General features: G+C 40.4%; 20 protein-coding genes. 5 read left to right on the top strand and 15 right to left on the bottom strand.

The annotated features are described in order from the left end of the window. Window positions 1-72: 72 nt before the first annotated feature. On the top strand, window positions 73-531 hold the full coding sequence (locus KO513_RS11730) for a COG2426 family protein (RefSeq protein ID WP_215436996.1): 459 nt from the start codon (window positions 73-75) through the stop codon (window positions 529-531). A gap of 20 nt (window positions 532-551) precedes the next feature. On the opposite strand, the gene KO513_RS11725 is transcribed toward KO513_RS11730, so the two are convergent. The 9 genes from KO513_RS11725 to pdxA form a co-directional block, all read right to left on the bottom strand. After that, window positions 552-1,001, bottom strand: a complete 450-nt coding sequence (locus KO513_RS11725) for a 3-oxoacyl-ACP synthase (protein ID WP_215913526.1) — start codon at window positions 999-1,001, stop codon at window positions 552-554. Between the two features lie 6 nt (window positions 1,002-1,007). Further along, window positions 1,008-2,729, bottom strand: a complete 1,722-nt coding sequence (locus tag KO513_RS11720; RefSeq protein WP_215913525.1) for an IlvD/Edd family dehydratase — start codon at window positions 2,727-2,729, stop codon at window positions 1,008-1,010. 104 nt (window positions 2,730-2,833) lie between these two features. After that, window positions 2,834-3,949 (bottom strand): NAD(P)/FAD-dependent oxidoreductase, encoded by a 1,116-nt coding sequence (locus KO513_RS11715; RefSeq protein WP_215913524.1) that lies wholly within the window; start codon window positions 3,947-3,949, stop codon window positions 2,834-2,836. A gap of 44 nt (window positions 3,950-3,993) precedes the next feature. Next, a complete protein-coding gene (gene accC / locus KO513_RS11710; protein ID WP_215913523.1) occupies window positions 3,994-5,346 on the bottom strand; it encodes an acetyl-CoA carboxylase biotin carboxylase subunit in 1,353 nt (450 codons plus the stop codon). An 84-nt stretch (window positions 5,347-5,430) separates the two neighbouring features. Beyond that, entirely contained in the window at window positions 5,431-5,922 is a 492-nt protein-coding gene (gene accB, locus KO513_RS11705) for an acetyl-CoA carboxylase biotin carboxyl carrier protein (protein WP_215436982.1), read from the bottom strand. A 33-nt stretch (window positions 5,923-5,955) separates the two neighbouring features. Then, window positions 5,956-6,948, bottom strand: a complete 993-nt coding sequence (locus KO513_RS11700; protein WP_215436980.1) for a beta-ketoacyl-ACP synthase III — start codon at window positions 6,946-6,948, stop codon at window positions 5,956-5,958. Window positions 6,949-7,127: 179 nt separating this feature from the next. Beyond that, window positions 7,128-7,325: a 50S ribosomal protein L32 gene (rpmF, locus tag KO513_RS11695; protein WP_215436978.1), complete on the bottom strand. Its 198-nt coding sequence runs from the start codon at window positions 7,323-7,325 to the stop codon at window positions 7,128-7,130. Window positions 7,326-7,332: 7 nt separating this feature from the next. Beyond that, entirely contained in the window at window positions 7,333-7,854 is a 522-nt protein-coding gene (locus KO513_RS11690) for a YceD family protein (protein ID WP_215438200.1), read from the bottom strand. Window positions 7,855-8,017: 163 nt separating this feature from the next. Continuing rightward, window positions 8,018-9,064: a 4-hydroxythreonine-4-phosphate dehydrogenase PdxA gene (gene pdxA, locus KO513_RS11685; protein WP_215913522.1), complete on the bottom strand. Its 1,047-nt coding sequence runs from the start codon at window positions 9,062-9,064 to the stop codon at window positions 8,018-8,020. 59 nt (window positions 9,065-9,123) lie between these two features. Between pdxA and KO513_RS11680 the strand changes: the two genes are divergently transcribed. Further along, window positions 9,124-9,720, top strand: coding sequence for a riboflavin synthase (locus KO513_RS11680; protein ID WP_215913521.1), 597 nt, complete (start codon window positions 9,124-9,126; stop codon window positions 9,718-9,720). A gap of 1 nt (window position 9,721) precedes the next feature. Here KO513_RS11680 and KO513_RS11675 read toward each other — a convergent pair whose 3' ends face one another. Beyond that, window positions 9,722-13,522: a transglutaminase domain-containing protein gene (locus KO513_RS11675; RefSeq protein ID WP_215913520.1), complete on the bottom strand. Its 3,801-nt coding sequence runs from the start codon at window positions 13,520-13,522 to the stop codon at window positions 9,722-9,724. 239 nt (window positions 13,523-13,761) lie between these two features. On the opposite strand from KO513_RS11675, the gene KO513_RS11670 reads away from it, so the two are divergent. After that, window positions 13,762-14,178: a hypothetical protein gene (locus KO513_RS11670; RefSeq protein ID WP_215913519.1), complete on the top strand. Its 417-nt coding sequence runs from the start codon at window positions 13,762-13,764 to the stop codon at window positions 14,176-14,178. A 30-nt stretch (window positions 14,179-14,208) separates the two neighbouring features. Here KO513_RS11670 and KO513_RS11665 read toward each other — a convergent pair whose 3' ends face one another. Beyond that, window positions 14,209-16,020, bottom strand: a complete 1,812-nt coding sequence (locus KO513_RS11665; RefSeq protein ID WP_215913518.1) for a sodium:solute symporter family protein — start codon at window positions 16,018-16,020, stop codon at window positions 14,209-14,211. 82 nt (window positions 16,021-16,102) lie between these two features. Here KO513_RS11665 and KO513_RS11660 point away from each other — a divergent pair, with 82 nt between their 5' ends. Both KO513_RS11660 and KO513_RS11655 read left to right on the top strand, forming a co-directional pair. After that, window positions 16,103-16,858, top strand: a complete 756-nt coding sequence (locus tag KO513_RS11660; RefSeq protein ID WP_215436962.1) for a sulfite exporter TauE/SafE family protein — start codon at window positions 16,103-16,105, stop codon at window positions 16,856-16,858. Between the two features lie 329 nt (window positions 16,859-17,187). Then, window positions 17,188-19,752 carry a zinc-dependent metalloprotease gene (locus KO513_RS11655; RefSeq protein ID WP_215913517.1) on the top strand — a complete coding sequence of 855 codons (2,565 nt, stop codon included), beginning with the start codon at window positions 17,188-17,190 and terminating at the stop codon, window positions 19,750-19,752. 4 nt (window positions 19,753-19,756) lie between these two features. Here the strand turns inward: KO513_RS11655 and KO513_RS11650 are convergent, their stop codons facing one another. The 4 genes from KO513_RS11650 to KO513_RS11635 form a co-directional block, all read right to left on the bottom strand. Then, window positions 19,757-20,818 carry a mandelate racemase/muconate lactonizing enzyme family protein gene (locus KO513_RS11650; RefSeq protein ID WP_215913516.1) on the bottom strand — a complete coding sequence of 354 codons (1,062 nt, stop codon included), beginning with the start codon at window positions 20,816-20,818 and terminating at the stop codon, window positions 19,757-19,759. After that, entirely contained in the window at window positions 20,815-21,888 is a 1,074-nt protein-coding gene (locus KO513_RS11645) for a DUF1611 domain-containing protein (protein ID WP_215913515.1), read from the bottom strand. The genes KO513_RS11650 and KO513_RS11645 overlap by 4 nt, the downstream gene beginning before the upstream one ends. A gap of 11 nt (window positions 21,889-21,899) precedes the next feature. Continuing rightward, window positions 21,900-22,961, bottom strand: a complete 1,062-nt coding sequence (locus KO513_RS11640) for a pyridoxal-phosphate dependent enzyme (RefSeq protein ID WP_215913514.1) — start codon at window positions 22,959-22,961, stop codon at window positions 21,900-21,902. Between the two features lie 92 nt (window positions 22,962-23,053). Then, window positions 23,054-24,094 carry a Kelch repeat-containing protein gene (locus tag KO513_RS11635; protein WP_215913513.1) on the bottom strand — a complete coding sequence of 347 codons (1,041 nt, stop codon included), beginning with the start codon at window positions 24,092-24,094 and terminating at the stop codon, window positions 23,054-23,056. Window positions 24,095-24,124: the final 30 nt, after the last annotated feature.

Genomic DNA, 24,124 nt, shown 5'->3' with positions numbered 1-24,124 from the left:
AATTATTTATGAGTTCCAATGGTGCTCAAACCCCATGGATTAGTAGTTTAGCGCTTCCAAAAAAAAAATGTTGTGATTATAGATTTCATTATTGCCATGTTATGGAGCCTTTCTCCTTTTGGGGAAGCAAAGGTGGGTATCCCCTATGGGTTACTCAATGGCCTTAATATCTATCTGGTATTCTTGCTTTGTTTTGCCGCCAACGTACTTGTTTTTCCACTAATGCTCTTCTTTCTGGAGAAAGTAAACCGCTATTTTTTACGCTGGGGATTCTATAAGAAGTCGGCTATTTTCGTGGCAAGGCGGGCTAAAACCGGTTCAGGCGATAAAATAAAACGTTACGGATTCTGGGGGCTTATCTTTTTTGTAATGCTTCCGGTGCCCGGTACAGGGGTGTACGCTGGTAGTATTGCATCCTATCTTTTTAAAATTGAAAAAACCAAAGCCTTTTGGGCCAATACTATAGGAATATTCTTTTCCTCAGTTATTGTTTGGTCTGCCACTTTGGCATCAATGAAAGGTATTGGGTAACACTTTCTTTTTCTTGACAATTATCTAATTTCAATAATTTTAATTTCTTGACCGTTAAAGGTGGTGCTGGCGCCCTGTTCTTTTCCAAAGAGTAGTTGGGCTATTGGGGTTGCAGCAGATATACAATAAACACTTTCCCCTTCGGATTTGAATTCGCCTGCAGAAATTGCCAAATAATAATCCGCTTTTGAAGTAACCACCCAACTCCCAAGACCCACAACGGTCTTTGAGGCTTCCTTAGGTACTTTAGATAGTGTTTGCTTCATTTTTTCGGCCTCCGCTAACTGTTGCCCCAGTTTCTCACGTTCAAGCTGTAACATTGCCCGACCGGTTTCATGCTTGTCTCCCGCACTACTTTTTATTTCTGATGACAATGAGGTTTGTATGTCTTCTATATTTTTCTGAATCCTGGCTACACGTTCAATAACGAACGTGGTACAGAACTGATGTAGCTGCTCTTTCTTTATCATGTACCTTTAATGTAAATCCCTATCTACCTTAGCTCCGGAACCTCCTACCAAAAAATCTAGATCGGCACCCTTATGCGCCTGTTCTACATGGTCTATATACATTTTTACATATCCTCTATCCGCCAAAGGTTTAGGCGCTTTCCATACCGTCTTACGTTGTTCCAGTTCACTTTCGGCAACCAATAGATCAAGACTTCTGTTCTCTACATCTAACTGGATTAAATCTCCATTTTGTACCAAGGCCAATGTTCCGCCCACCGTTGATTCCGGGGAAACATGTAAAATTACGGTTCCAGCGGCGGTGCCACTCATACGACCGTCCGATATTCGCACCATATCCGTAACTCCTTGCATCAAAAGTTTTTTAGGAAGATCTACGTTGCCCACTTCCGGCATACCTGGGTAACCTTTGGGGCCTACTCCCTTTAAAACAATTACACTGTTCTTATCTATTTCTAAATTAGGATCATCAATTCTGGCGTGATAGTCTTCCATGCTTTCAAAAACAACCGCTTTTCCGGTATGCTTCATTAATTCCTTTGATGCCGCCGAAGGCTTTATAACTGCACCGTTTTCACACAAATTACCTTTAAGCACCGCAATACCCGCATTTTGTTGGACGGGTTTTTCCACCGATGCTATAACATCAGTATCATAACAAACCGCCTCATTATAGTTCTCAGTGATGTGCTTTCCGTTTACGGTAAGGGCCGTATCATGTAGCTTGGACTTTAACTCTTTCATGACCACGGAAATTCCGCCAGCATAAAAGAAATCTTCCATTAAATGCTTTCCGGAAGGCTTCAAGTTTACCAATAGAGGCACCTTGCTTCCCAAGACATCAAAATCTTCTAAATTTAAATCTACACCTATTCTACCGGCAATTGCCGTAAGGTGAATAATGAGGTTGGTAGACCCCCCAACCGCAGCGTTAGTAACTATAGCGTTCTCAAAAGCTTCCCTAGTCAATATTTTGGACAATTTTAAATCCTCCTTAACCATTTCTACAATACGCCTTCCCGAGAGCTGCGCGAACAATTTCTTACGGGAATCTGCCGCGGGAATTGATGAAAAGCCAGGTAAAGTAAGTCCTAACGCTTCTACCATTGTTGCCATAGTTGAAGCTGTTCCCATAGTATTGCAATGCCCAATACTCCGGGCAACACAAACTTCGGCCTCGGTAAAATCGGCATCACTAAAACCATCTACGCTTCGTTTTTCCTTGATCATCCAATTCATAGAACCGGAACCCATTTTTTCTCCCCTAAACCTACCGCTTAACATTGGGCCGCCAGGAACTACAATAGTGGGCAAATCTACGCTACAAGCGCCCATTACGGTGCTGGGCGTAGTTTTATCGCAGCCGGTCAACAAAACAATTCCGTCAAGAGGATTAGCCCGTATGGATTCTTCCGTATCCATACTCGCCAAATTCCTAAAAAGCATAGATGTTGGCCTCATAATAGTCTCCCCTAAAGACATTACCGGAAACTCCATAGGAAAACCACCAGCTTCAAGAATTCCTCTTTTAACCACTTCCGCAAAATCTCGTAAATGCCCATTACAAGGTGTAAGTTCTGACCATGTGTTGCAGATTCCAATAACGGGTTTACCCGTAAAATAATCATCTGGATACCCTTGGTTTCGGAGCCAAGAACGGTGTACGAAGCCCATTTTATCCTTTCCGCCAAACCATTCACTACTACGCAGGTGCTTCTTATCTTTCATATAAATTAGGAGAGGTTAGTTCAAAGTAGTTAAAGTAATGAATCTAGGCCAGCCTGCAAAACTATGGTACTATCAAGATTACCGCTTAGAGGAAACCTAATAAACTATTCCAGTAAATCCGCTAAGTTATTACCTATTGTACTCCCAATAGCTATGCCCATGCCTCCCAACCTAACACCACAATACATGTTTTCCGAAAGCTGCTTAACTATAGGTTTCTTTTGCATACCCGTTCCCATAATTCCGCTCCATGTGTAATCAATAGTAAATGGAGTGTCGGGCAGAATCACTTCCTTAAGTAATTTGTCTAGATGAGTCTGAATCACTTGTGAATTACCAAACCGATCTGTTTCCTCTCCTTTAAAATCAAGATTTCTACCACCTCCAAACAAAACCCGATTATCTATATTCCTGAAATAATAATAACCCTCATCAAAATGAAAGGTTCCCTTTAGAGGCAAATTTTCAATGGGTTTGGTAATCAATACTTGCGCCCTTGCGGGCTTAACTTCCTCACCAATTAATTGCGGAGCGAAACCATTGGTTGCTATGAGCATTTTTTCAGATGAAAATTCAAACCTATTTGTTTTAATTTTGACGCTGGAAAGGTCTGCGGAAAAATGCTCTACGGTAATGGAATTAAGTATAGTAATTCCTGCCTGCTGTACCAATTTTAACAGTCCGTTCATCATTTTTCCAGTATCCAATTGCCCTTCAAACCTATGGGTGATATAATTTTCCTTTATCCCTTTAAAGCCAAAGGTATTAGGTGACCCGTGAAATGCATCTGCTTTAAAGATCGGGTGCAACAGTGCGTTAATTTCAGATTGCTTTTGCACACACTTCTGATATAGCTCCTGCGCCGCATCAGGAAACAATTCATGGCCACCGTTTACCTGAAAATCCATTGCTTTATCGCCAAGGTTTTTACGGAGTTTTTGTATTCCTTTCCAGCGCTGTGCGACCAGTTCAATCACTTCTTGTTCGCTATGTATATCCAAGTCCGCCAAAATTTCGGAAATACTCCCAAAGCATGCAAATCCAGCATTTTTGGTGCTCGCTCCTTGAGGCAAAAAACCCTTTTCCAAAATAAGGATTTTCGCTTTTGGAAATCGCTCACGAAGACGCAAAGCACAGTTAAGCCCCACGATACCACTACCCACAATAGTGAAATCAACATTCGTTAACCACGTTTTATACTCCCAATAACTTAGCTCCATTTTACTGTATAAAAAAACCCCGATAAATATCGGGGTTTTAAATCTTATTCCGCTGGTGGCGGATCCATTTTGAAATCTTCCATAAATGCGGTAGTATAATTACCTGCTAAATAATCTGGGTGATCCATTAATTGCCTGTGGAACGGTATAGTTGTTTTAATGCCTTCAATTACGAACTCATCTAAAGCCCTTTTCATTTTATTGATAGCCTCTTCACGTGTTTGCGCAGTGGTTATCAATTTTGCAATCATAGAATCGTAATTTGGCGGTATGCTATAGCCACTGTAAACGTGCGTATCCATACGAACACCATGACCTCCTGGAGTATGTAAGGTAGTAATCCTACCCGGTGAAGGCCTAAAGTTATTGTAAGGATCTTCAGCGTTGATTCTACATTCAATAGAATGAAGTTTAGGTAAATAATTTTTACCAGAAATAGGCACGCCTCCAGCTACAAGTATCTGCTCACGAATTAAATCGTAATCAATAACCTGTTCCGTAATAGGGTGCTCTACCTGAATACGGGTATTCATTTCCATGAAATAGAAATTTCTGTGCTTATCTACCAAAAATTCTATGGTTCCCGCTCCTTCGTATTTTATGTACTCCGCAGCTTTAACGGCTGCCGCTCCCATCTCTTCACGAAGTTTATCCGTCATAAAGGGTGACGGGGTTTCTTCTGTAAGTTTTTGGTGTCTTCGCTGTACTGAGCAATCTCTTTCCGATAAATGACATGCCTTACCGTATTGGTCTCCAACAATCTGAATTTCAATATGCCTTGGCTCCTCTATCAGCTTTTCCATGTACATACCACCGTTGCCGAATGCTGCAGTAGCTTCCTGTACGGCACTCTCAAAAAGGTCTTCCATTTCCTCTTCCTTCCAGACGGCACGCATACCTTTACCACCACCACCGGCGGTAGCTTTGATCATCACCGGGTAGCCCATTTTTTTTGCTTCCTTTTTAGCGTGCGCAACATCTTTTAACAAACCGTCCGAACCAGGAACTGTAGGAACGCCGGCCTCTTTCATGGTTTTCTTGGCAGAAGCCTTATCTCCCATACGATCTATGTGCTCACCGGAAGCTCCAATAAACTTAATATCGTGCTCTGCACATATCTTGGAGAATTTAGAATTTTCCGAAAGAAACCCGTAACCTGGGTGAATGGCATCGGCATTTGTAATTTCCGCTGCCGCGATAATATTTGGTATTTTCAGGTACGATTCGCTACTTGGAGCAGGACCAATACAGACGGCCTCATCAGCAAAACGAACATGCAAACTCTCTTCATCTGCCTTAGAATAGACGGCTACGGTCTTTATACCCATTTCCTTACAGGTACGTATAACACGTAACGCAATCTCTCCCCTATTTGCAATTAATATTTTCTTGAACATACTTTTTTAATTTAAATTCCAAAATCTAAGTACCAACAATCCATTCCCCTAAAGGGAACCTTATTTGGGATTCAGAATTTATAATTATGACGGATCTACCAAGAACAATGGTTGATCAAATTCTACAGGAGAAGAATCCTCAACTAAAATCTTAACGATTTTACCAGAAACCTCAGATTCAATATCGTTAAAAAGTTTCATTGCCTCAATAACACAAAGCACATCTCCTTTTCCGATAGAAGTACCCACTTCTACAAACGCACTCTTATCCGGTGATGGCTTTCTATAAAAAGTACCGATTATTGGCGATTTAATAGTGATATACTTTGACTCATCATCTTTTTTCTCTGTTTTGGCCGTATCGGCCGCAGCAACCTCAACAGTTTGTGCCGGAGCTTGCGCAGACATCATCTGGGCTTGTGGCATAGGAATCTGTTGCACATAGGTTGTTTCGTTTCCAGAATCCGAAGTACCCGTTTTAATGGTGATTTTTAAATCCTCCATTTCCAACTTTACTTCACTGGCCCCTGATTTTGCTACAAACTTGATCAGGCTTTGAATTTCTTTAATATCCATGGATGTTATTTATTTAAATGATCGGTATTTTATTTAATAAGCCCATTTTAGGTAAATGGAACCCCAGGTGAAACCTCCGCCAAAAGCGGCAAAAACAAGGTTGTCGCCTTTTTTCAACTGGCCTTCAAAATCAGCCAACAGTAACGGTAAGGTTGCCGATGTGGTGTTACCGTATCTTTCTATATTCATAAGAACTTTAGAACTGTCCAGACCCATTCTATTGGCCGTGGCATCTATAATTCTCTTATTAGCTTGGTGTGGCACCAACCAAGAAACATCTGTATGTTCCAAGTTGTTGCGTTTCATAATTCTCTCCGCTACATCTGCCATATTGGAAACCGCAAATTTGAACACCGTTCTACCATCTTGGTAGATAAAGTGCTTTCTATTCTTAACCGTTTCTATGGTAGCGGGCATTAAAGAGCCTCCTGCATCCATTCCCAAAAATTGTCTTCCGGAACCGTCTGCCCTTAAATATTCATCTTGTAATCCTAGACCTTCTTCGTTAGGTTCGAACAAAGCCGCACCCGCACCATCACCAAAAATAATACATGTGGTACGATCTGTATAATCTATTATTGAAGACATTTTATCTGCCCCAATCAGCAATACCTTTTTGTACCTACCGGACTCTATGTAACTGGCCGCGGTTGACATGCCGAACAAAAAGCTGGAACAAGCCGCCAAAAGATCATAGGCAAATGCGTTTACAGCCCCAATTTCGGACGCTACAAAAGCCGCTGTAGATGCCACCATACTATCTGGTGTAGCAGTGGCTATCATTATTAGATCAATTTCTTTTGGATCAATATTTTTTCTTTGGATCAGGTCTTGCGCAGCTTTAATAGCCAAATACGAAGTACCTTCTCCCTCTTCGGGTTTTAACACCCTTCTTTCTTTTATTCCCGTTCTGGAGACAATCCATTCATCATTTGTCTCTACCATATCTTCCAGCATGTTGTTGGTAAGAACAAATTCCGGAACATACCCTCCTACAGCTGTAATTGCTGCTGTTATTTTACTCATCTTAAAGTTGATTTGATATCAGAAACCTTCAAAAATGCCTCAAAATTGGTGAAAATTAATCAATTTTTATCAATTCGTCCTGTAAAACTATGCGTTTTTGAGATTTCAGTAGTAGAAATAAAAAACTCCCGTCATTAAATACGGGAGTCGTGAATTCATTATTAAGATAACCGATACATTTATGCTTCAGCCTCTTCAGTCTTATCGATCAAAACTTGACCTTTGTAGTATAATTTACCTTCATGCCAATGCGCTCTGTGGAACAAGTGCATTTCGCCAGTAGTTGGATCAGTAGCCAAAGTTGGTGCTACTGCTTTATAATGGGTTCTTCTTTTGTCCCTTCTGGTTCTCGATATTTTTCTCTTAGGATGTGCCATTTAAAACTTATTTATCCGTTAACAGTTTCTTTAATTCGTCCCATCTGGGATCACTCTCTTTTTTCTCTTTCTTTGGCTGCAGTTCCTCAAGCTTTTTTAAGGCTTCCGATTGCAACGTACCATCTAATACCCCTGGGTGAATTCTTTTTTGCGGTACGGCCAACACTAACATTTCGTATACGTATTGTGCAATATTGACCTGATGTTCTCCGTGGGGAATGATTAGAATTTCATCATCTTCATCATTATATTCTTCCCCAAATTTGACTACGAGTTCCAAATCTGCCTCTATAGGCTGATCAAAAGGTTCGTTGGTCAGGTCGCAATTTACATTAACCGTGCCCTGGGCTTTCATCTCTAACTCAAGCATTGTGCTCATCTTGTTCAAAACAACATCCAACTTAATGTCTGCCGCGTTGAACTCTTCATACCCAAAAGATTCAAAGAACGGGTTATTAATCGTATACTCAAATTCGTGTTTTCCTTGTCCTAATCCAGAGAAAGGAATGTTAAACTCCTTTTGCTTCATCATTTCAACACTGATTTTTATACACCGCCAGATTAAAGGCGGGTGCAAAGATACTATTATTTAATAAACTTACAACCCTTTTTTAATTGGAATTCAATACGTTCGCCTATCTTTTAGACCATTTCTTGAAATTAAAGCGAAACATTGGCCCAAAAACAAGCTTTTATCTTCTTATACGCTGCTTTTGCAAAGGGTTTTCAGTAAGTTCTTGATATTCTTTTCTATTCTTAAAAATATGCAAAGCAGTAAAGACCGCTTCCTTAAACGAGCTATGATCCGCCTTGCCTTTACCTGCAATCTCATACGCCGTACCGTGGTCCGGAGATGTTCTTACCTTAGAAAGGCCCGCTGTATAATTAACCCCTTTACCAAATGAAAGCGTCTTAAAAGGAATAAGCCCTTGATCGTGATAGGCCGCTAAAATGGCATCAAAATTTTTGTAACCGTCCGACCCAAAAAAACTGTCAGCAGAATATGGACCAAAAACCAAGTGGCCCGATTCTGACATTTCCTTTATGACAGGTTTCATGACCTCATCGTCTTCTTTACCTATTATACCGTTATCTCCGCTATGCGGATTAATGCCCAACATGGCTACCTTGGGAGCGCGAATTCCAAAATCCATTTGCAAAGATTTCTCTATGGTGCGCACCTTATTTCTTATTAATATAGGATTTATGGCCGCCGGAGCGTCCTTTACGGCAACATGATCGGTAAGCAAACCAACTTTAAGGTCATCCGTTACCATGAACATTAAGCTCTCCCCTTCCAATTCCTGGGCCAAGAAATCAGTATGGCCGGGAAATTTGAAATCGTCTGCCTGAATGTTATTTTTATTGATCGGGGCCGTAACCAGAGCATCTATAGTATCATTCTTTAAAGCATCAACTGCCGCTCGTAAAGACTTAATAGCATATTTACCTCCTTCTTCGGTAGCTTCTCCAAACTTAATTTTAGGAACTTCTTTCCATACATTAACTACATTTATCTTACCGTCTACCGCTTTAGAAGCATCTGTAATGCCATGATAATTAATATTCAGGCCCAATTCTTTTTTCTGAAAAGAAATGGTTTTGTTGGATGCAAATATGACGGGTGTACAAAAATCCAGCATGCGTGCATCTTCAAAGGTCTTGAGTACTACCTCACAACCTATTCCGTTTAAATCGCCTATAGAAATACCCAGTTTAATTTTTCCTTCTTCCTGCATCTTATTCTTTACCTTTGCCTAATAATCTAGGGTACAAAACTACTTAAATTTAACGGAACATGTTTACGGGCATTATCGAAACTTTGGGCGAAATACAGCAATTGGAACAAGAGGGCAGTAACCTTCATATTACGGTTAAATCTTCATTAACGCCAGAACTTAAAATAGACCAAAGCGTATCTCATAACGGGGTTTGTTTAACGGTAGTTTCTTTGGACGAAAACAGCTATACCGTAACAGCTATTGAAGAAACTTTACAGAAAACCAATTTAGACGACCTAAAGGTAGGTGATAAAGTAAACCTTGAGCGAGCCATGATTCTTGGTTCTCGCCTAGACGGCCATATTGTTCAAGGCCATGTAGACCAAACCGGCACGTGTACCGCCATTGCGGAGAAAGACGGTAGTTGGTTCTTTACTTTTGAATACGATGCCGCTACGGGAAACCCTACTATAGAAAAGGGTTCTATAACCATAGACGGTACCAGCCTTACAGTGGTAAATTCCGAAAAGAACAGCTTTAGTGTGGCCATTATTCCCTATACCTACGAACACACCCGTTTTAAATCATACCAAATAGGTACAACGGTAAACTTAGAGTTTGACGTTATTGGCAAATATGTAGCCAAGCTTATGTCTTACCAGAACAAAGGGTAAACTATTTTTTACCTGAAAAGCTTACTTTGGTTTCCTTCTTGCTTTTCTTAAACCCTATTAGTTGCTGCTTGGCATCTAAGGACGCTTTTACGTAGGCCTTGAAGTCTTTGTAATCACTTGCCGGAATACGTTCTTTTGAAGTTTTAGCCTCTATGGAAACATGCAGTTCATTCTCTTTAGCCAAGTCATAGTTTATTTTAAACTGATGCTTTTTAAAACTATAATCCGCACTTTCCGGAATTTCAACAAAACGCTCGTCTTCGTTCAGTTTAATAACATAACTAGACTTGTAAACATCTGCATTTTCATACAACAGATAATCAATTGGAAAAGTACGCTCATCATCTTGGATTATTGACGTGTTATAGGCATTGTTCACCGCTGGAATACGAAACACCCTCATACTGCCAATTTCATCCAATTTCTCGTTAACCGTCAGGTCTGACGTGTACTTTAAAACAGGCGAACGTAGTTCATAATGTATGTCATGAATACTATCCATGGAAAAATCTTCTGAAATCCTACTTTTAAAATCGTCCGTAATACTCTTCTTTACTACCTCATAATTGTTCTCCTTAAAAATAGCTGCATAATGTGCGTTTATGCTTCCCTTTAAAACAGATTCTATTCTTAATTTATGAGAACCTTCTCCAATTACATACTCCATGTTACTTTCTAGCACCGTGGTAGTATGGTCAACATTCCTTAACTTGTAAATACCCTTCTTTACATCTTCCATCCATTTATTGGGGATATCCAAAGCAGTAGCACTTTCTAAACTGGTAGGTATAGACTTATAGGGCATATTGTTGTCCGTAAGTTCCAAATACTGGGGTTTACCATCTATAAATACCTTGGCTATACAGTGATTAAAATCTTGACTTGGCAATACCATGGTGCTTTCGCCATAATCTGAGGTAAGCACCAAAACTAAATGCGACTTTAGACCGGCCATTTGGGCCAAGGTGACATACAGCGTTGAAAAGTCCTTGCAATCGCCTAGCTTAGATTTTATAGTTTTTGAGGGCCGCTGCGGAACATAACCACTTTGCCTAAAACCTACATGGCTATAGCTAAAGTTCTCCATAATATAATAATAGATCTTAGAGGCCTTTTCGTCTTCCGAAAAAGAATCGCTTCCGGATGGGAAAATTGTTTTATAGGCTTCTTTAACATCTGAGTTGATAACGATTTGCGGGCGTACCAAATCTGAATACCAATTGGCTATCTCATCCCAAGAACCTATTGTGCTTACGTGTACATAGCTAGCTACATCACTAAGGCTAGGCATAAAGTTCTCCTCTGGCGAAAGTTCTTTCTGATCAATGGTCTCCCACTCATGGAATACATAATCATCTATTGTTCGCTTTTTATAACTGACGTCCCCATTAAGTGTTTTAGTAGTGAAATCCTTGCCCTTAGGCACCAATATTTTTAAGGTGTTTTTATGAATAGGGTGAAAAGAATCAAACTGAAAATAGTCTACATGGTCTTTATAAAACCTACCGCTATTGGCATAACTACTTTCATAATCTACGTAGATGATATCACCAATTTCAAGATTGTTAAAAACAATACTGGAACCGCTTCTAGACGCGGGAACAATTTTTTTATTAGGTTTTACTATTTCGGATTTTGTAATGTGATAATTGCCACTTAAACCAAGATTTACCTCTTTTAAAGACTCTATACCACTATCGCTGGTAATCTCAACCACATAACGCGTCTGAGACTTACCGCCACCTTCCGGATACAGTTGCAACAGACTTTCATCCAACAAATAATTATACCCATAGTTGCCCTTAACCCCCTTATTCCGGGTCTGGGCCATAAATTCATATATATTGGGTGTAGCTAGTTCTTCTAGATAATCCTTGGCGTTGGACAAATCGTCTATTTTCTTGCGTAAGGAGGTATTTGCGCCATTATGTCCAAGTGATTTTTTATACCAAACCAGAGCTTCCTTTTTACGTCCGGATTGCTCTAGAGCCGTACCTTTTAATTCCATAGCCACAAATGAATACGGGAAATTCTCCAACATTTGATCTATATAAGGTAAAGACGCTTCATACTTCTTATATTCATGTTGGTAGGCAATATAATTGGACAGGTAGATATTATCGTGATCCACCAAATTATATCGCTTTTCAAAAAGGGCCAAGGCCTCTTCTTTTCGGTCTTGCTTGTTATAAAAAGCAACGAGAGATTTTAATGCGCTGTAATCAAAATAGGTGTCATCTATATCTTCTAAAATCTGTATGGCCTTATCGTCTTCATTCAAATAGGCGGAATATATATTGAGGTAGACTTTTAGGATACTCAACTGATCCTTATAATTATCGGTAATGGTCTGTAACGTTTCCTTTACGGCAGATTTATTTTCTTGCCTAATATTCAATAACAATTTAGCCGATTGTTTTAAAATATCCATATCCGTAGAAGCCGAAAAGTCTGCTACAAATGCCTCAAACTCCTGTAAGGGCAGTTTAAAAAGTTCCCGAGATTCCTCAAAACGATAGATGTACGACAGATAGTAGTTTTCATCATCGCTTTGGATATTTTTTTGCAACTCCTTTGCAGAAGCATAATCCTTTTCCTTTGTATAACACTCAATAAGATATTTTCTAAGAAACGAACTTTCCGGATAGGCTTCTATCCATGGTTGTAAAGATGCCTTGGCTTCGTTAAATTTAGAATTTCTCAAATACGCACTTACCAAGCATATCGTGTTGAAAAAGTTGTTTGGTTCTTTCTTTAATTTATTTTGAAAAAAGGCTTCTACGTCATGTGTCAATACTTTGGGAGCAATACGCTCCAATGAACTTTTTTGATAGGCAACTGGGGTTGCACTATATTCCAAATCGGTAAAAGCGTGTCCTTCTTCATCTGTAATTCTAACAATAAAATAGGCTATTCCGCTTTGGTCTGCACTCTTTACTAATAATCGGTTGTTTCCGGCAGGAAGGTTTACGAGCACATTATAGGCATCCAAATCGGTAATGCCATCATTGGTGTTTTCGTAGATGAGTACATCATTTAACCAAACTCTTGCGAAAGATGAACTACCTAAACGAACTACTGCTTTTTTTGCTGATGGATTGCTTATAAAACTTTGTGCATAATTTACGCCACCACCATATTCTGCGTGGTTAGAGTAATATTGATACGCATCTTTCTCACGCCCCCTTTGTGTATACCAATTGATAAATCCGTTGCTATTGGCGTTAAAATCCGTTTTGGAAGTAGTATTCTTTTCCGGAGCATATTCCGTAGCCAGACCACTACCGTTCAAATTCTCAAAACTACCACAAAACTGCCAAGCCTTAATAGCTGGTATTTCATAATTCAATTGGTCGTACGCTGCCCAATCATCGGAATGTTGGGCTACGGCAGATTTGAGGTACCTAAGCGACTCCTTAACAGTTGTATTTTTAATTCTTTCTAATGGTACGCCATTTATGTTAGCCACATTTTTTCTGTTGAATCCTGTTGTTAAATAGGAATCGAAAAAGAAATTATGGTTCCACAATGCGTAGAGGTAATATTCAAAATCCGGCTGGGCAACTACGTTTGAAATAAAGCCATCGGCAGAAGTAAATGTACCATTCTCATTGGCTATAAGTTCATTGGTTAACAAATCTGGCAAACTACCCTTGTTCTTTTTCTGAAACTTAACTTTAGCCTCCTCTCTCTGATTCTTTAAAAGAAGCTGCCAATAAGCATCTATTTTTTTGGTTTCTTGAGCTTGGGAACAAGTTGCAGAAAAGACAAAAGCCACTAGAAGAAGACGATAAAATCTCATACGTAGGTAGGTTTGGTTAAAGTTTGGATAAATTATAACGCAAGTTTTCTTTAAATGGTATGCTTAGCTACAATCCTGAAAAAACCAACATGGAATTCAGAACTACCCATTTCTACAATTAAAGACCGAACAACGATTTTATACAATAAGCTCACCTAACAGGCGTTGATTCTAAAGGTGTTAGCCAATAGCACCTAAGCAAACCTGGAGGCTCCCAATCCTCCTTTAAAAACCTACTTATGAAAAAGCGCATTGTATACCTACTTTGCAGTGTTGTATTGGTGTTGACCGCAAGCTGTTCTAAAGATGAAGAAGAACCAAGTCTAGTAAGCGGAGAGGCCAAAATCTCAAACGACACTGGAATTTCTTTCGCCAACTCAACCGGATTTTCCGCAGATTACGTGACTTTCAAACTCAGAAAAGGTACTGGAGCAGAAAAGGAATATGGACAAAGTTTGAGCAACTATAGCCTAACATCACTAGAGCAAGGGTCTATTACTATTTACCAAATGCAAGTGTTTGACAATGAGGAAGAGGTTTCCTTTAAATCCTACACCTACGATGAAGATGGTAATAGAAGAGAGATAAAATCTACTTCAATAATAGAAATAAATCAGGATGAGGTACTACAAATTATTTTGGAGAGTGTAGAGTAACAACCGTACCACCTCATCTTTTTATCTCATTTAAAGTATATTTTCTTTCATTTTGTTCCAAGCCCGTATAAGCAGGAAGCCCGAGACTACGGCAATTCCTGTAAGCAATAATGCGGCTTCGGTTCTACCGTAAATCCAATATCCGGTTGCGAACATAATTGTGTAGATAAGAACACACCCAAGAACCATTGCGGTAATACCTTGGGGCACGCTCCATTTTTCGTTATCGTTCTTAATTTTTTCTCCATCGGCCTTGGCATCATCAACCACTTTAGACCAACCTGGTCCTCCCGGCTGAATACGCTTATAAAAAGACCGAAGTGTTTCTTTAGATTCAGGTTGTGTCATAAACGTTGCCGTTAACCAAATAGCAGAAGTAACCACCACTACAAAAGGATACTCGGCCCAATCCGGAAAAACTCCTGTTGTTTCAGCAAAAAGAACCGCCCCCAAAGAAGTAGTTTTCAATACAATTGAAATTACCCCTGAAGCGAACATAGCCGTAATTTCACTCCATGCATTAATACGCCACCAAAACCATCTTAAGATAAAAATGAGTCCGGTACCCGCACCAAAGGTCAATAGAATGTCAAAAATCTGAAGCGCATTCTCAAGTGCCAAGGCCAAACCTGCACTCAGGATCATAAGTACAACGGTAGAAATTCTACCCACGGCCACCATTTGCTTTTCAGTAGCATTAGGGTTTATCTGTTGCTTGTAAAAATCAAATACAATATAAGATGAACCCCAGTTTAACTGTGTAGAAATAGTACTCATATAAGCTGCGATCAAAGAAGCCAAGACCACACCTAAAAGTCCGCTTGGGAGCTTGGTCAACATGGCGGAATAGGCTAAATCCTGTCCTAGTTTGTCTTCCGCGATATTAGGAAAAGCCTCATGAATACTTGCAATATCCGGGTAAACCACCAATGATGCCAATGCCACCAATATCCATGGCCAAGGCCTTAAAGCATAGTGCATGATATTGAAAAAGAATGTGGCCCCAATAGCATGATTTTCGTCTTTTGCCGCTAACATACGTTGCGCAATATATCCACCACCACCTGGTTCAGCACCCGGGTACCAAGAACTCCACCACTGTACGGCCAATGGAATAATAAAAAGGGTAATCAATGCCTTTTTATTACTGAAATCAGGAACAATATCAAGTTTCCCCATTACATTTTCATGCGCTATTAGCGCCTCAATACCACCAACCTCGGGTATATTTACCAAATAATATGCGGCGCCTATAGCACCGGACATGGCTACAAAGAACAAAAGAAAATCAGTATAGACCACCCCTTTAAAACCTCCCAAAGCACTAAAGGTAACGGTAATTAATCCCGCACCAACTACGGTTTCCCATGGTTCTAGACCTAACATAATACCACCGATCTTAATAGCGGCCAAGGTTACGGATGCCATTGTAATAATATTGAAAAGTGCACCTAAATATACGGCCCTGAACTTTCTTAAAAAGCTTGCCGGAGCACCGCCGTAACGCATTTCATAAAATTCTAAATCTGTGTTTACATTGGACTTACGCCAAAGTTTGGCATACACAAAAACAGTTAAAAGACCGGTAATCAAAAAAGCCCACCAAACCCAGTTCCCAGAAACCCCATTGGTTCTAACAATGTCCGTTACCAAATTAGGTGTGTCGGTAGAAAAGGTAGTAGCCACCATTGAAAGACCCAATAACCACCAGGGCATAGTTCTGCCGGACAGAAAAAACTCAGATGAGTTCTTACCCGATTTTTTAGAAACGTAAAATCCAATACCTAGGACAATTGAGAAAAAAACAATGATAAAACTATAATCTAGAGTGGATAGTTCCATTAAAGAGGGTTGGTTTTGGGATTAGTCTTTAAAGATATTATTTTTTAGGATACTTTTGCCTTTTTCATACAAACCTCTTCCTGTGCTTTTAACTACTTCATTCAACATTACACTTACCGCTTGGGCCCTTGCATTTACAGCTGCAACCGTTATTGGACTCTCAAAGGCTGGCATTAAAGGAATTGCAATTGTAAATGTTACGTTAATGGCACTTGCCTTTACTGCAAAAGCCTCTACAGGCATAGTAGTTCCCCTCTTGGTGGTGGGTGATATTTTTGCCGTTATCTATTACAACAGACACGCCAATTGGGCACATATCATAAAATTCCTGCCGTGGATTCTCGTTGGGATAGCTTGTGGAGTATTGATTGGCAACGATCTGGATGAAGGGCTGTTCAAAATTGCTATGGCCATCATCATTTTGGTGAGCGTGCTTATGATGTACTGGTGGGATAGGCGAAAGTCCAAATCCGTTCCCACACATTGGCTATTTGCAGGCCTTGTAGGAACCATTGCCGGTATTACTACCATGATAGGCAATTTAGGTGGTGCGTTCAGCAATATTTACTTTTTGGCCATGCGCGTTCCCAAGAACGAATTCATTGGTACCGCAGCCTGGTTGTTTCTTATCATCAACGTTTTAAAACTACCGCTGCACATTTTCGTTTGGGAAACTATAACCATAGAGACCCTTCTGTTTGACCTAAAACTAGTTCCTGGAATTATCTTAGGTGTTTTCTTGGGTATACGTCTGGTAAAAATCATAAAAGAGGATTTCTACAGAAAAATGATTTTGGTCTTGACCGCATTAGGAGCCATCATGATCTTGATTAGGTAGTAAATGCTGTTACTTGGTGTTTGTGGCTTCTTACAAAACACCTTCTATTTCCTATTTTTTTCTTAATAGATTGACATACAACTTTCAGAATTGTATATTCAACTCAACTATTTAATGCGGGTTGCCGTATATATTAGGGCTGCAGGCGTACGCTATTAATAACCGATACAATTTCTGTTAAAAGCGAGTAAGACTCGGCCAGCGCCATACTAAAGTAAGAACTGACACGTTCGCTACTTATACGAAGACCCATCACGGGCATATTTAAGGGGCGAACACCGACTATCACCTACAATCCCAAATTGTAGGAGCGGTTAATATTTATATCAATGAAACAATTTTTTATATACATAACGTTGCTCTTTGTGGCTGCATCCTGCAGTACCATAGGCATAGCCAATAAAAGCAATAAAAAGGGCAAAACAGAAAGCGTAGCATCAACCAGTGCCAAGGCTTACGATCGTTTAATCTCCAGTGAAGCTATTACCAGCAACGGTCTTTTTGATGTTCACAAAGTAGGGGACAAATACTATTTTGAAATTCCTGATAGCCTTTTTAATCGAGAGATGCTTGTAGTAACCCGGTTTATAAAAACTCCTTCGGGAGCCGGTAATTATGGTGGTGAGAAAATTTCCGAAAACACCATCACTTTTGAAAAAGGACCTTCAAACAACATTTTTCTTCGTATTTCTACTTTGGTAAGCGCTGCTAGTGAAGATGATGCTATTTCCAAAGCGGTAAATAATTCTAACATAACCCCCATTCTTGAAGCTTTTGCCATAAAAGCTACCAATGAAGACAAGCAATCCCATGTTATTGAAGTAACCGATTTTATAAATGGCGAAAACCCGCTCTTGGCACTTAGTGGCGATCAAAAGGACGATTACAAACTCACCTCTCTTGAAAAGGACAAATCCTATATAAAGGAAATAAATTCGTTTCCCGTTAATACGGAAATAAAAACGGTCAAAACCTATAAGGCAAGGTCTAGCGTTGACAAGAGAAAAGAACTTCCCGCAGCAATTCTTGCCGGAGTGGTTACATTGGAAATCAACAACTCTTTTATACTGCTTCCAAAAGTTCCCATGAAAAAAAGACTGTACGATGCCCGTGTGGGGTATTTTGCAAGTTCGTATTTGGAGTATGGAGACGACCAACAACAAGTAGATCGGAACACTTACATACACAGATGGCGATTAGAGCCCAAACCTGAGGATTCCTTAAAATGGCAACGAGGTGAGTTGGTAGAGCCCAAGAAACCTATTGTTTACTATATAGACCCTGCCACTCCTAAAAAGTGGAGGCCTTTTCTTATTCAAGGAATTAATGATTGGCAAGTTGCCTTTGAGCAAGCCGGGTTTAAAAACGCAATTGTTGGTAAACCATGGCCGGAGAACGACAAAAGTATGAGCCTAGAAGATTCCCGTTTTTCGGTACTTCGTTATTTTGCCTCACCCTCCAAAAATGCATACGGCCCTAATATTGTAGACCCTAGAAGTGGCGAAATATTGGAAAGCCACATTGGCTGGTACCACAACCTCATGAGCCTGCTGCACAGTTGGTACATGGTTCAAGCCGGTGCTGTTGACGAGCGTGCAAGAAAAATGGAATATGACACGGAACTTATGGGTAATCTCATCCGTTTTGTGGCCTCGCACGAGGTAGGTCATACGCTAGGACTTAGACATAATATGGGCGCCAGCTATGCTACTCCCGTTGAAAAATTGCGGGATGCTGAGTTTTTAAGAAAAAATGGCCATACCAGTTCAATTATGGATTATGCCCGTTTTAACTATGTTGCACAACCGGAAGATAGTATTCCTACGGAAGATTTAATGCCACGAATAGGAGATTATGATAAATGGGCCATACAATGGGGTTACTCTCGGTTTGCCGAGGATTTATCTGCAAGGGACGAAAAAGAACTCTTGAGCCAAATGGTGGTAGATAGTGTATCTGCCAACCCAAGATTATGGTTTGGCGGGGAAGGGCGCGATTTTGACCCTAGATCACAGACCGAAGACTTGGGTGACGACGCCATGCAAGCCAGCATGTACGGTATTTTAAACTTGCAACGTATTGCTCCCTACCTCAAAAAATGGACGCAAGAAAAAAGCAGCGACGATTATGCCAATTTAGACCAGATATACAAGGATTTGGTCGGGCAGTACAGTGACTATATTTTTCACGTTACCAAGAACATTGGCGGAATTTATGTAACACCAAAAACCATGGGTGAAGAAGGTGAAGTATACCGCCCCGTGGATAAACAAAAGCAAAAGCAGGCATTGGTATTTTTAAACAATTATATTTTTAAAGAACCCAAGTGGTTATTGCGAAACGAAATTTTGAATGCCATACAATCACCACAATCAAAAGAATCCGTAACCAAGACCATGGAGAGCGTTATGCTCAATCTTTTAGGTGGCAGTAGGTTAAGTAGAATGACTTTTATTGCAGAGCGATACGAAGATGAAGATCCCTATCTTCCCCAAGATTATATGGATGATTTGAACCAATTGGTTTGGGGCGATATGAATGTTTTCTACCAAACGAATGCCTATCGTAGAAAATTACAGAAATCTTATGTTGCCAACCTGATTACACTTTACAAACCGGACGAAGCGGAAGGTTTGGTAGAAGGTATCTTGGCTAAACTTTCCGAAGGTTACACCTCTAATACGGATGTGCGCTCGTTGGCCCTTGACAACCTTTTGAATTTACAGGGAAAAATTAAGCGGACCATTCCCGTGATGACCGATAGACTGACCATTGCCCATTTAAATTATCTTAAAAGGGAAATTGAATCGGTTATTGGTGAGACCAAAGATGTAGATCCGCTATTTATTCCTTTCCGTAGAGATATTTCTATTCAGGAAAGTGATGAGAATTAATTGGCTATAGATGTATTATTCCTAAACCTGGAGCGTCCGAAGGGTACAGCACCCCTTTTTCTAGTTTGAACAAGCCTTTAAAAGGGTCGTCTACCACATCTAAATGCCCATCTAGATCGGCATAACAAATGTTGGGTCTGGAAAGTGCAAAATGAAGTCCCGCAGAAATGCCCAACGCACACTCATCATTACAACCCACCATAGTTTCAATACCTGCCGATTTAGCTACGGAATTAATATGCATTCCTTCAAAAATACCTCCCACCTTCATCAACTTAATATTTACCATATCCACCCTTTCGTTCTGGGCAAGCCGGAATACATCGGTTAAGGTTTTTAAACTCTCATCGGCCATTAAAGGAATATCTATCTGGTCCATAACTTCACCCAAGCGTTCTTCCCGCTCCTGTTTGGTAGGCTGTTCAAAAATCTCAATACCTATCTGGCTGGTGGCTTTTACAAATGCTACGGAATCTACCACGGAATATCCTTGGTTTCCATCAAAGCGGAAGGTAACTTCTGGAAAATTCTCGTGCAGCAAGGTCATTTTTTCAATGTCCTCGGCAAGGCTGTGCCCGCCCTTTACCTTTAGAATTGAAAACCCCTGCCTAACGAATTCCTTGGCCTGAGTCATGGTTTCCTCCAAAGATAAAATACCAATCGTTATACTTGTTGGAATGCTTTGTCTGTAACCGCCTAGAAACTTATACAATGGTACATCTGCTTTTTTTGAAATGATATCAAAAAGCGCCATGTCTACCATAGCCAAAGAAGACGATTTCCGGCCCAACAACTTCTTTAATTCCTTTAAAACATAAGCGTACATAAAAGGGTCTTTGCCTTTTAAAAAAGGAATGAGAACCTCTTTTAGAGCTGTTTCTACTTCCTTAGGATATTCTCCCGTAACTATTTTATCCGGAGCGGAACATCCATAACCAACTATAGCACTATCCGTTTCAATTTTAAGAATGAAATTTACCGTATCATCTATCGTTTCGTAAGCAATAGTATAGGGTTCGGACAGTTTAAGGTCTAGCCGCTCATAAGACACGTTGGTTATTCTCATTTAATCTTTTCCTTTAGTAATGCTACCAGTTCTTTAGCACCATACTTTAGCACATCAAAAGCAGGCAACTTTGTTTCAAGAGTAATCTGCTTGCATGCCTCCAGAATCTCACCCTCCTCCATTTCTTCATGGTTAACGGTAATGGCAATTACCTTTTTACCAGAAATAACTTCAATAGCATTAATCTGTTCTGTTAACGAATGCATTTTATAGCCTGGGAATCCATCATATTCCAGTCGTTTTGGAGCATGCTGCAATATTACGTAATCAGGTCTGCCTGCCGCTAAAATTTCAAAACCACCGGGGTAAGCAGGGTTCATTAAACTACCTTGCCCTTCAATAACAATGGCATCAGGCTTTTCATTTTTATAGGCACTTACCACGGCATGTTCAATCTCCCCCGAAACAAAATCGTTAATACAACTGTCCATTACCATACTATATTTGGCGCCTTGCATCCAAGCAGTCTGTCCAGTACCAATCATTTGGGCTTTTTGACCGGCATCTCTAAACCCGTGAACCAATAACCAAGCAGTGGTACGCTTTCCCAATGCGGAATCCGTTCCCAAAACAGCCAATTTTAAACAATCTACTTTTTCAATCTCTCCTGTAAAAAAATGGAGTTTGTCCCGATCCGGTGTTTTACGAACATCGCGCACCCGACAATTATTTTTAGTGGCAATTTCCATTAACGAAGCATCATTCGTCAAAAAGTCGTGCAAACCACTATCTACGTTCCAACCCATTTCCAGAGCTTTTGAAATGGTAGCCTTTGCTTCTTTTGGTAACCGCCCCCCATCGGGTGCCAAACCAATAACAAGAGATTCCGGCGTATTGCCAGAAGCACCCAAAGTTTCTACTGCATCCTCTATGGTTGCAAAAACCGGGATTCCGCTGGGTTTCCCATCAAGTACCTCGCCAGCGTCCCTGGAAGCATAATTTGTATCCAATACGCCAACCACCTCATAACGTTCGGTAAAACGAACCAAACCATGCGCAGTTTTTCCATTAGGAGTATTAAAAGCCCCTTCGCAATAGACAAGGGCCTTTCCATCAATTGATTTTTTCATTCTCTTAAATATTAATTTTTTGCCGTCAGAACCGCTACAAAACGGTCTGGTTCAAAATTCATTTTTTCATCCAGTTCCAGTAGGGCTATTAGTCCAGCTGTGGAGGCAGGCAAAATGCGAAAGCCTTCCTTTTTGGCCAGTAAGGCCGTCATATCCTTTAATTTCTTATCGCTGATATTATACGCCTCACCATCGGATTCCCTCAAGGCATACAACGCTTCTTCTCCGTCAAAACTATGCCAGTTAATAAGCGGCTCATTGTACTTGGTCTCCTTAATAGCTTTGGGATCCAAATCCTTGCAATAGTCCAGTCCCAGTAAAAACGATTGAATAATCGGATTTTTTCTTGATGATGAAGCCGCTACCATTTTGGGTACCCTAGAAGTCTTGCCCCTTTTATAAAGGCTAACGAACCCCCGATAAATTCCAGCGAAAAGTGTACCGTTGGAAACAGGTACCGCACAGTACTTTGGTGCATCTCCCAAATCTTCAAAAATTTCTAGGGCAATCTGCGAATAAGCACTGATCTGCAAAGGGGTATTGGCTCCTCCAGGGTTAGCATCATACCAACCGTTATCTTTTGCGAGTTCGCTACTCTCTTTTACGACATCTTCATAGCTCCCCGGCCTACGAACAATTTCTGCACCCAGCAATTGCATTTCTACAACACGATCGGTATGAAAAGCTTCCGGAATATAAATTCTACAAGCAATACCGGCCAAGTTGGCGGCTAACGCCACAGCAACACCATAGTTACCACAAGTAGCCAAGGACACCACTTCAAATTCCCTACGGAGGGCATCATAAATTTGTGCAAAGGCAATACGGTCTTTTTGTGTTCCCGTGGGGTTATCGCCTTCGTACTTAATGTACAGCTGACGAATATCAAATTCCCGCTCTAGGGTTTTTGCGCGGTGCAAGCCTGTATCTCCTACTTCAAGATTTATGATATCTTCATACGACTCTAAACGATCTACCAAGGACTTACTTTTGTCCCTAACAAATTCGCTTAGTTTTTTGGTCTCGGAAGACACCTTGTTCTCTGCGGTTTTCACACCGTCTCGTAAATCCATTTTTATAATTTGATATTGGGGAATTTCCTATCAAATGTAATATGTTTTTAGTCACGATGTAAAAAATAATTTTAAAATTATTCGGCTGAAAATCAATCTTCTACGCTAAATTTTTCCATAGTGGTAAGTTCTGGAGAACCGCCTCTGTTCCCACATCCCGAAGCAATATATACACCGTCTTCAAAAAGCACAAGACCACTACCGTGCCTACCTTCTACCAATCTGGGCAAGGTGTGCCATTTATGGGTGTTTAAATCCAAAACCTCAACATCGGCATGTGCTTTTTCCTGTGTTGTAGATTCACCCCCAACAACTATCAATTCATCATGAAATAGTGCAGCGGCATTACCCGCTCTTGGCGTTGGAATATTTTCCGGTAATGTCTCCCAAGTATCACTTTTTATATCATACACATCAACCTCGGCTATGGTTCCCCCAAAAACAGAATCAGGATCAATACCGGAATTTCTACCTGCCGGGGCGTAAATCTTTCCATCTACTAAAACCGCCTGAAAATGGTCTCTTGCACGAGGTGCATCTGCCAGAACCTCCCACTCGCCAGTACTTGGGTCGTAACTGTCCATCCAATTTTTATAATCACCTATATGACCGTTCTTTATTCCGCAGGCAATATAAATCTTGCCTTCATATAGCACATTTCCTGTAGAACCACGTCTTCTTTCCTCTGGAATTTCATCTCCCTTAGACCATTCATCCGTAGCAGGGTCATAGATATAAATATGCTCTGTTGGAGTTTCTGCCGGATATTTACCCGTTAATGCCGAAATAAGATATATTTTATGCTGATAGACCACAGGCTGAAAGTGGTGCATTTCAATAGGGGGTTTACTGCCTTCTGACCAGCTTTGGGTGTTGGTATCATAGATACTTACAGGGCGAATGCCTCTTCCCCCTAACAAACAAAATTTATCATCTACGCGAACAAAGGCCGCTTCATGGCGGGCTACGGGTTTGCTGCCATCTGCCGAAGCTACCAGTTCCCAAGCCATCGTAGGTTTTTGAACGGTTATTTCATCTACCGGTTTTTCAACATCCGCCTTTTTGTCCGGGTTGTCCTTACATGCCGTGAATAGTAGAATACCGCTTAATAAGCCAAGAAATTTTTTATTCATTTGGAAGGTGTTTTAGGTACTATCCAAATG

The sequence above is a fragment of the Zobellia sp. B3R18 genome, from assembly GCF_018860715.1.
Classification (GTDB): domain Bacteria; phylum Bacteroidota; class Bacteroidia; order Flavobacteriales; family Flavobacteriaceae; genus Zobellia; species Zobellia russellii.
Note: the sequence above shows the minus strand (reverse complement) of the source record. Positions and strands in the feature narration are given on the sequence as shown.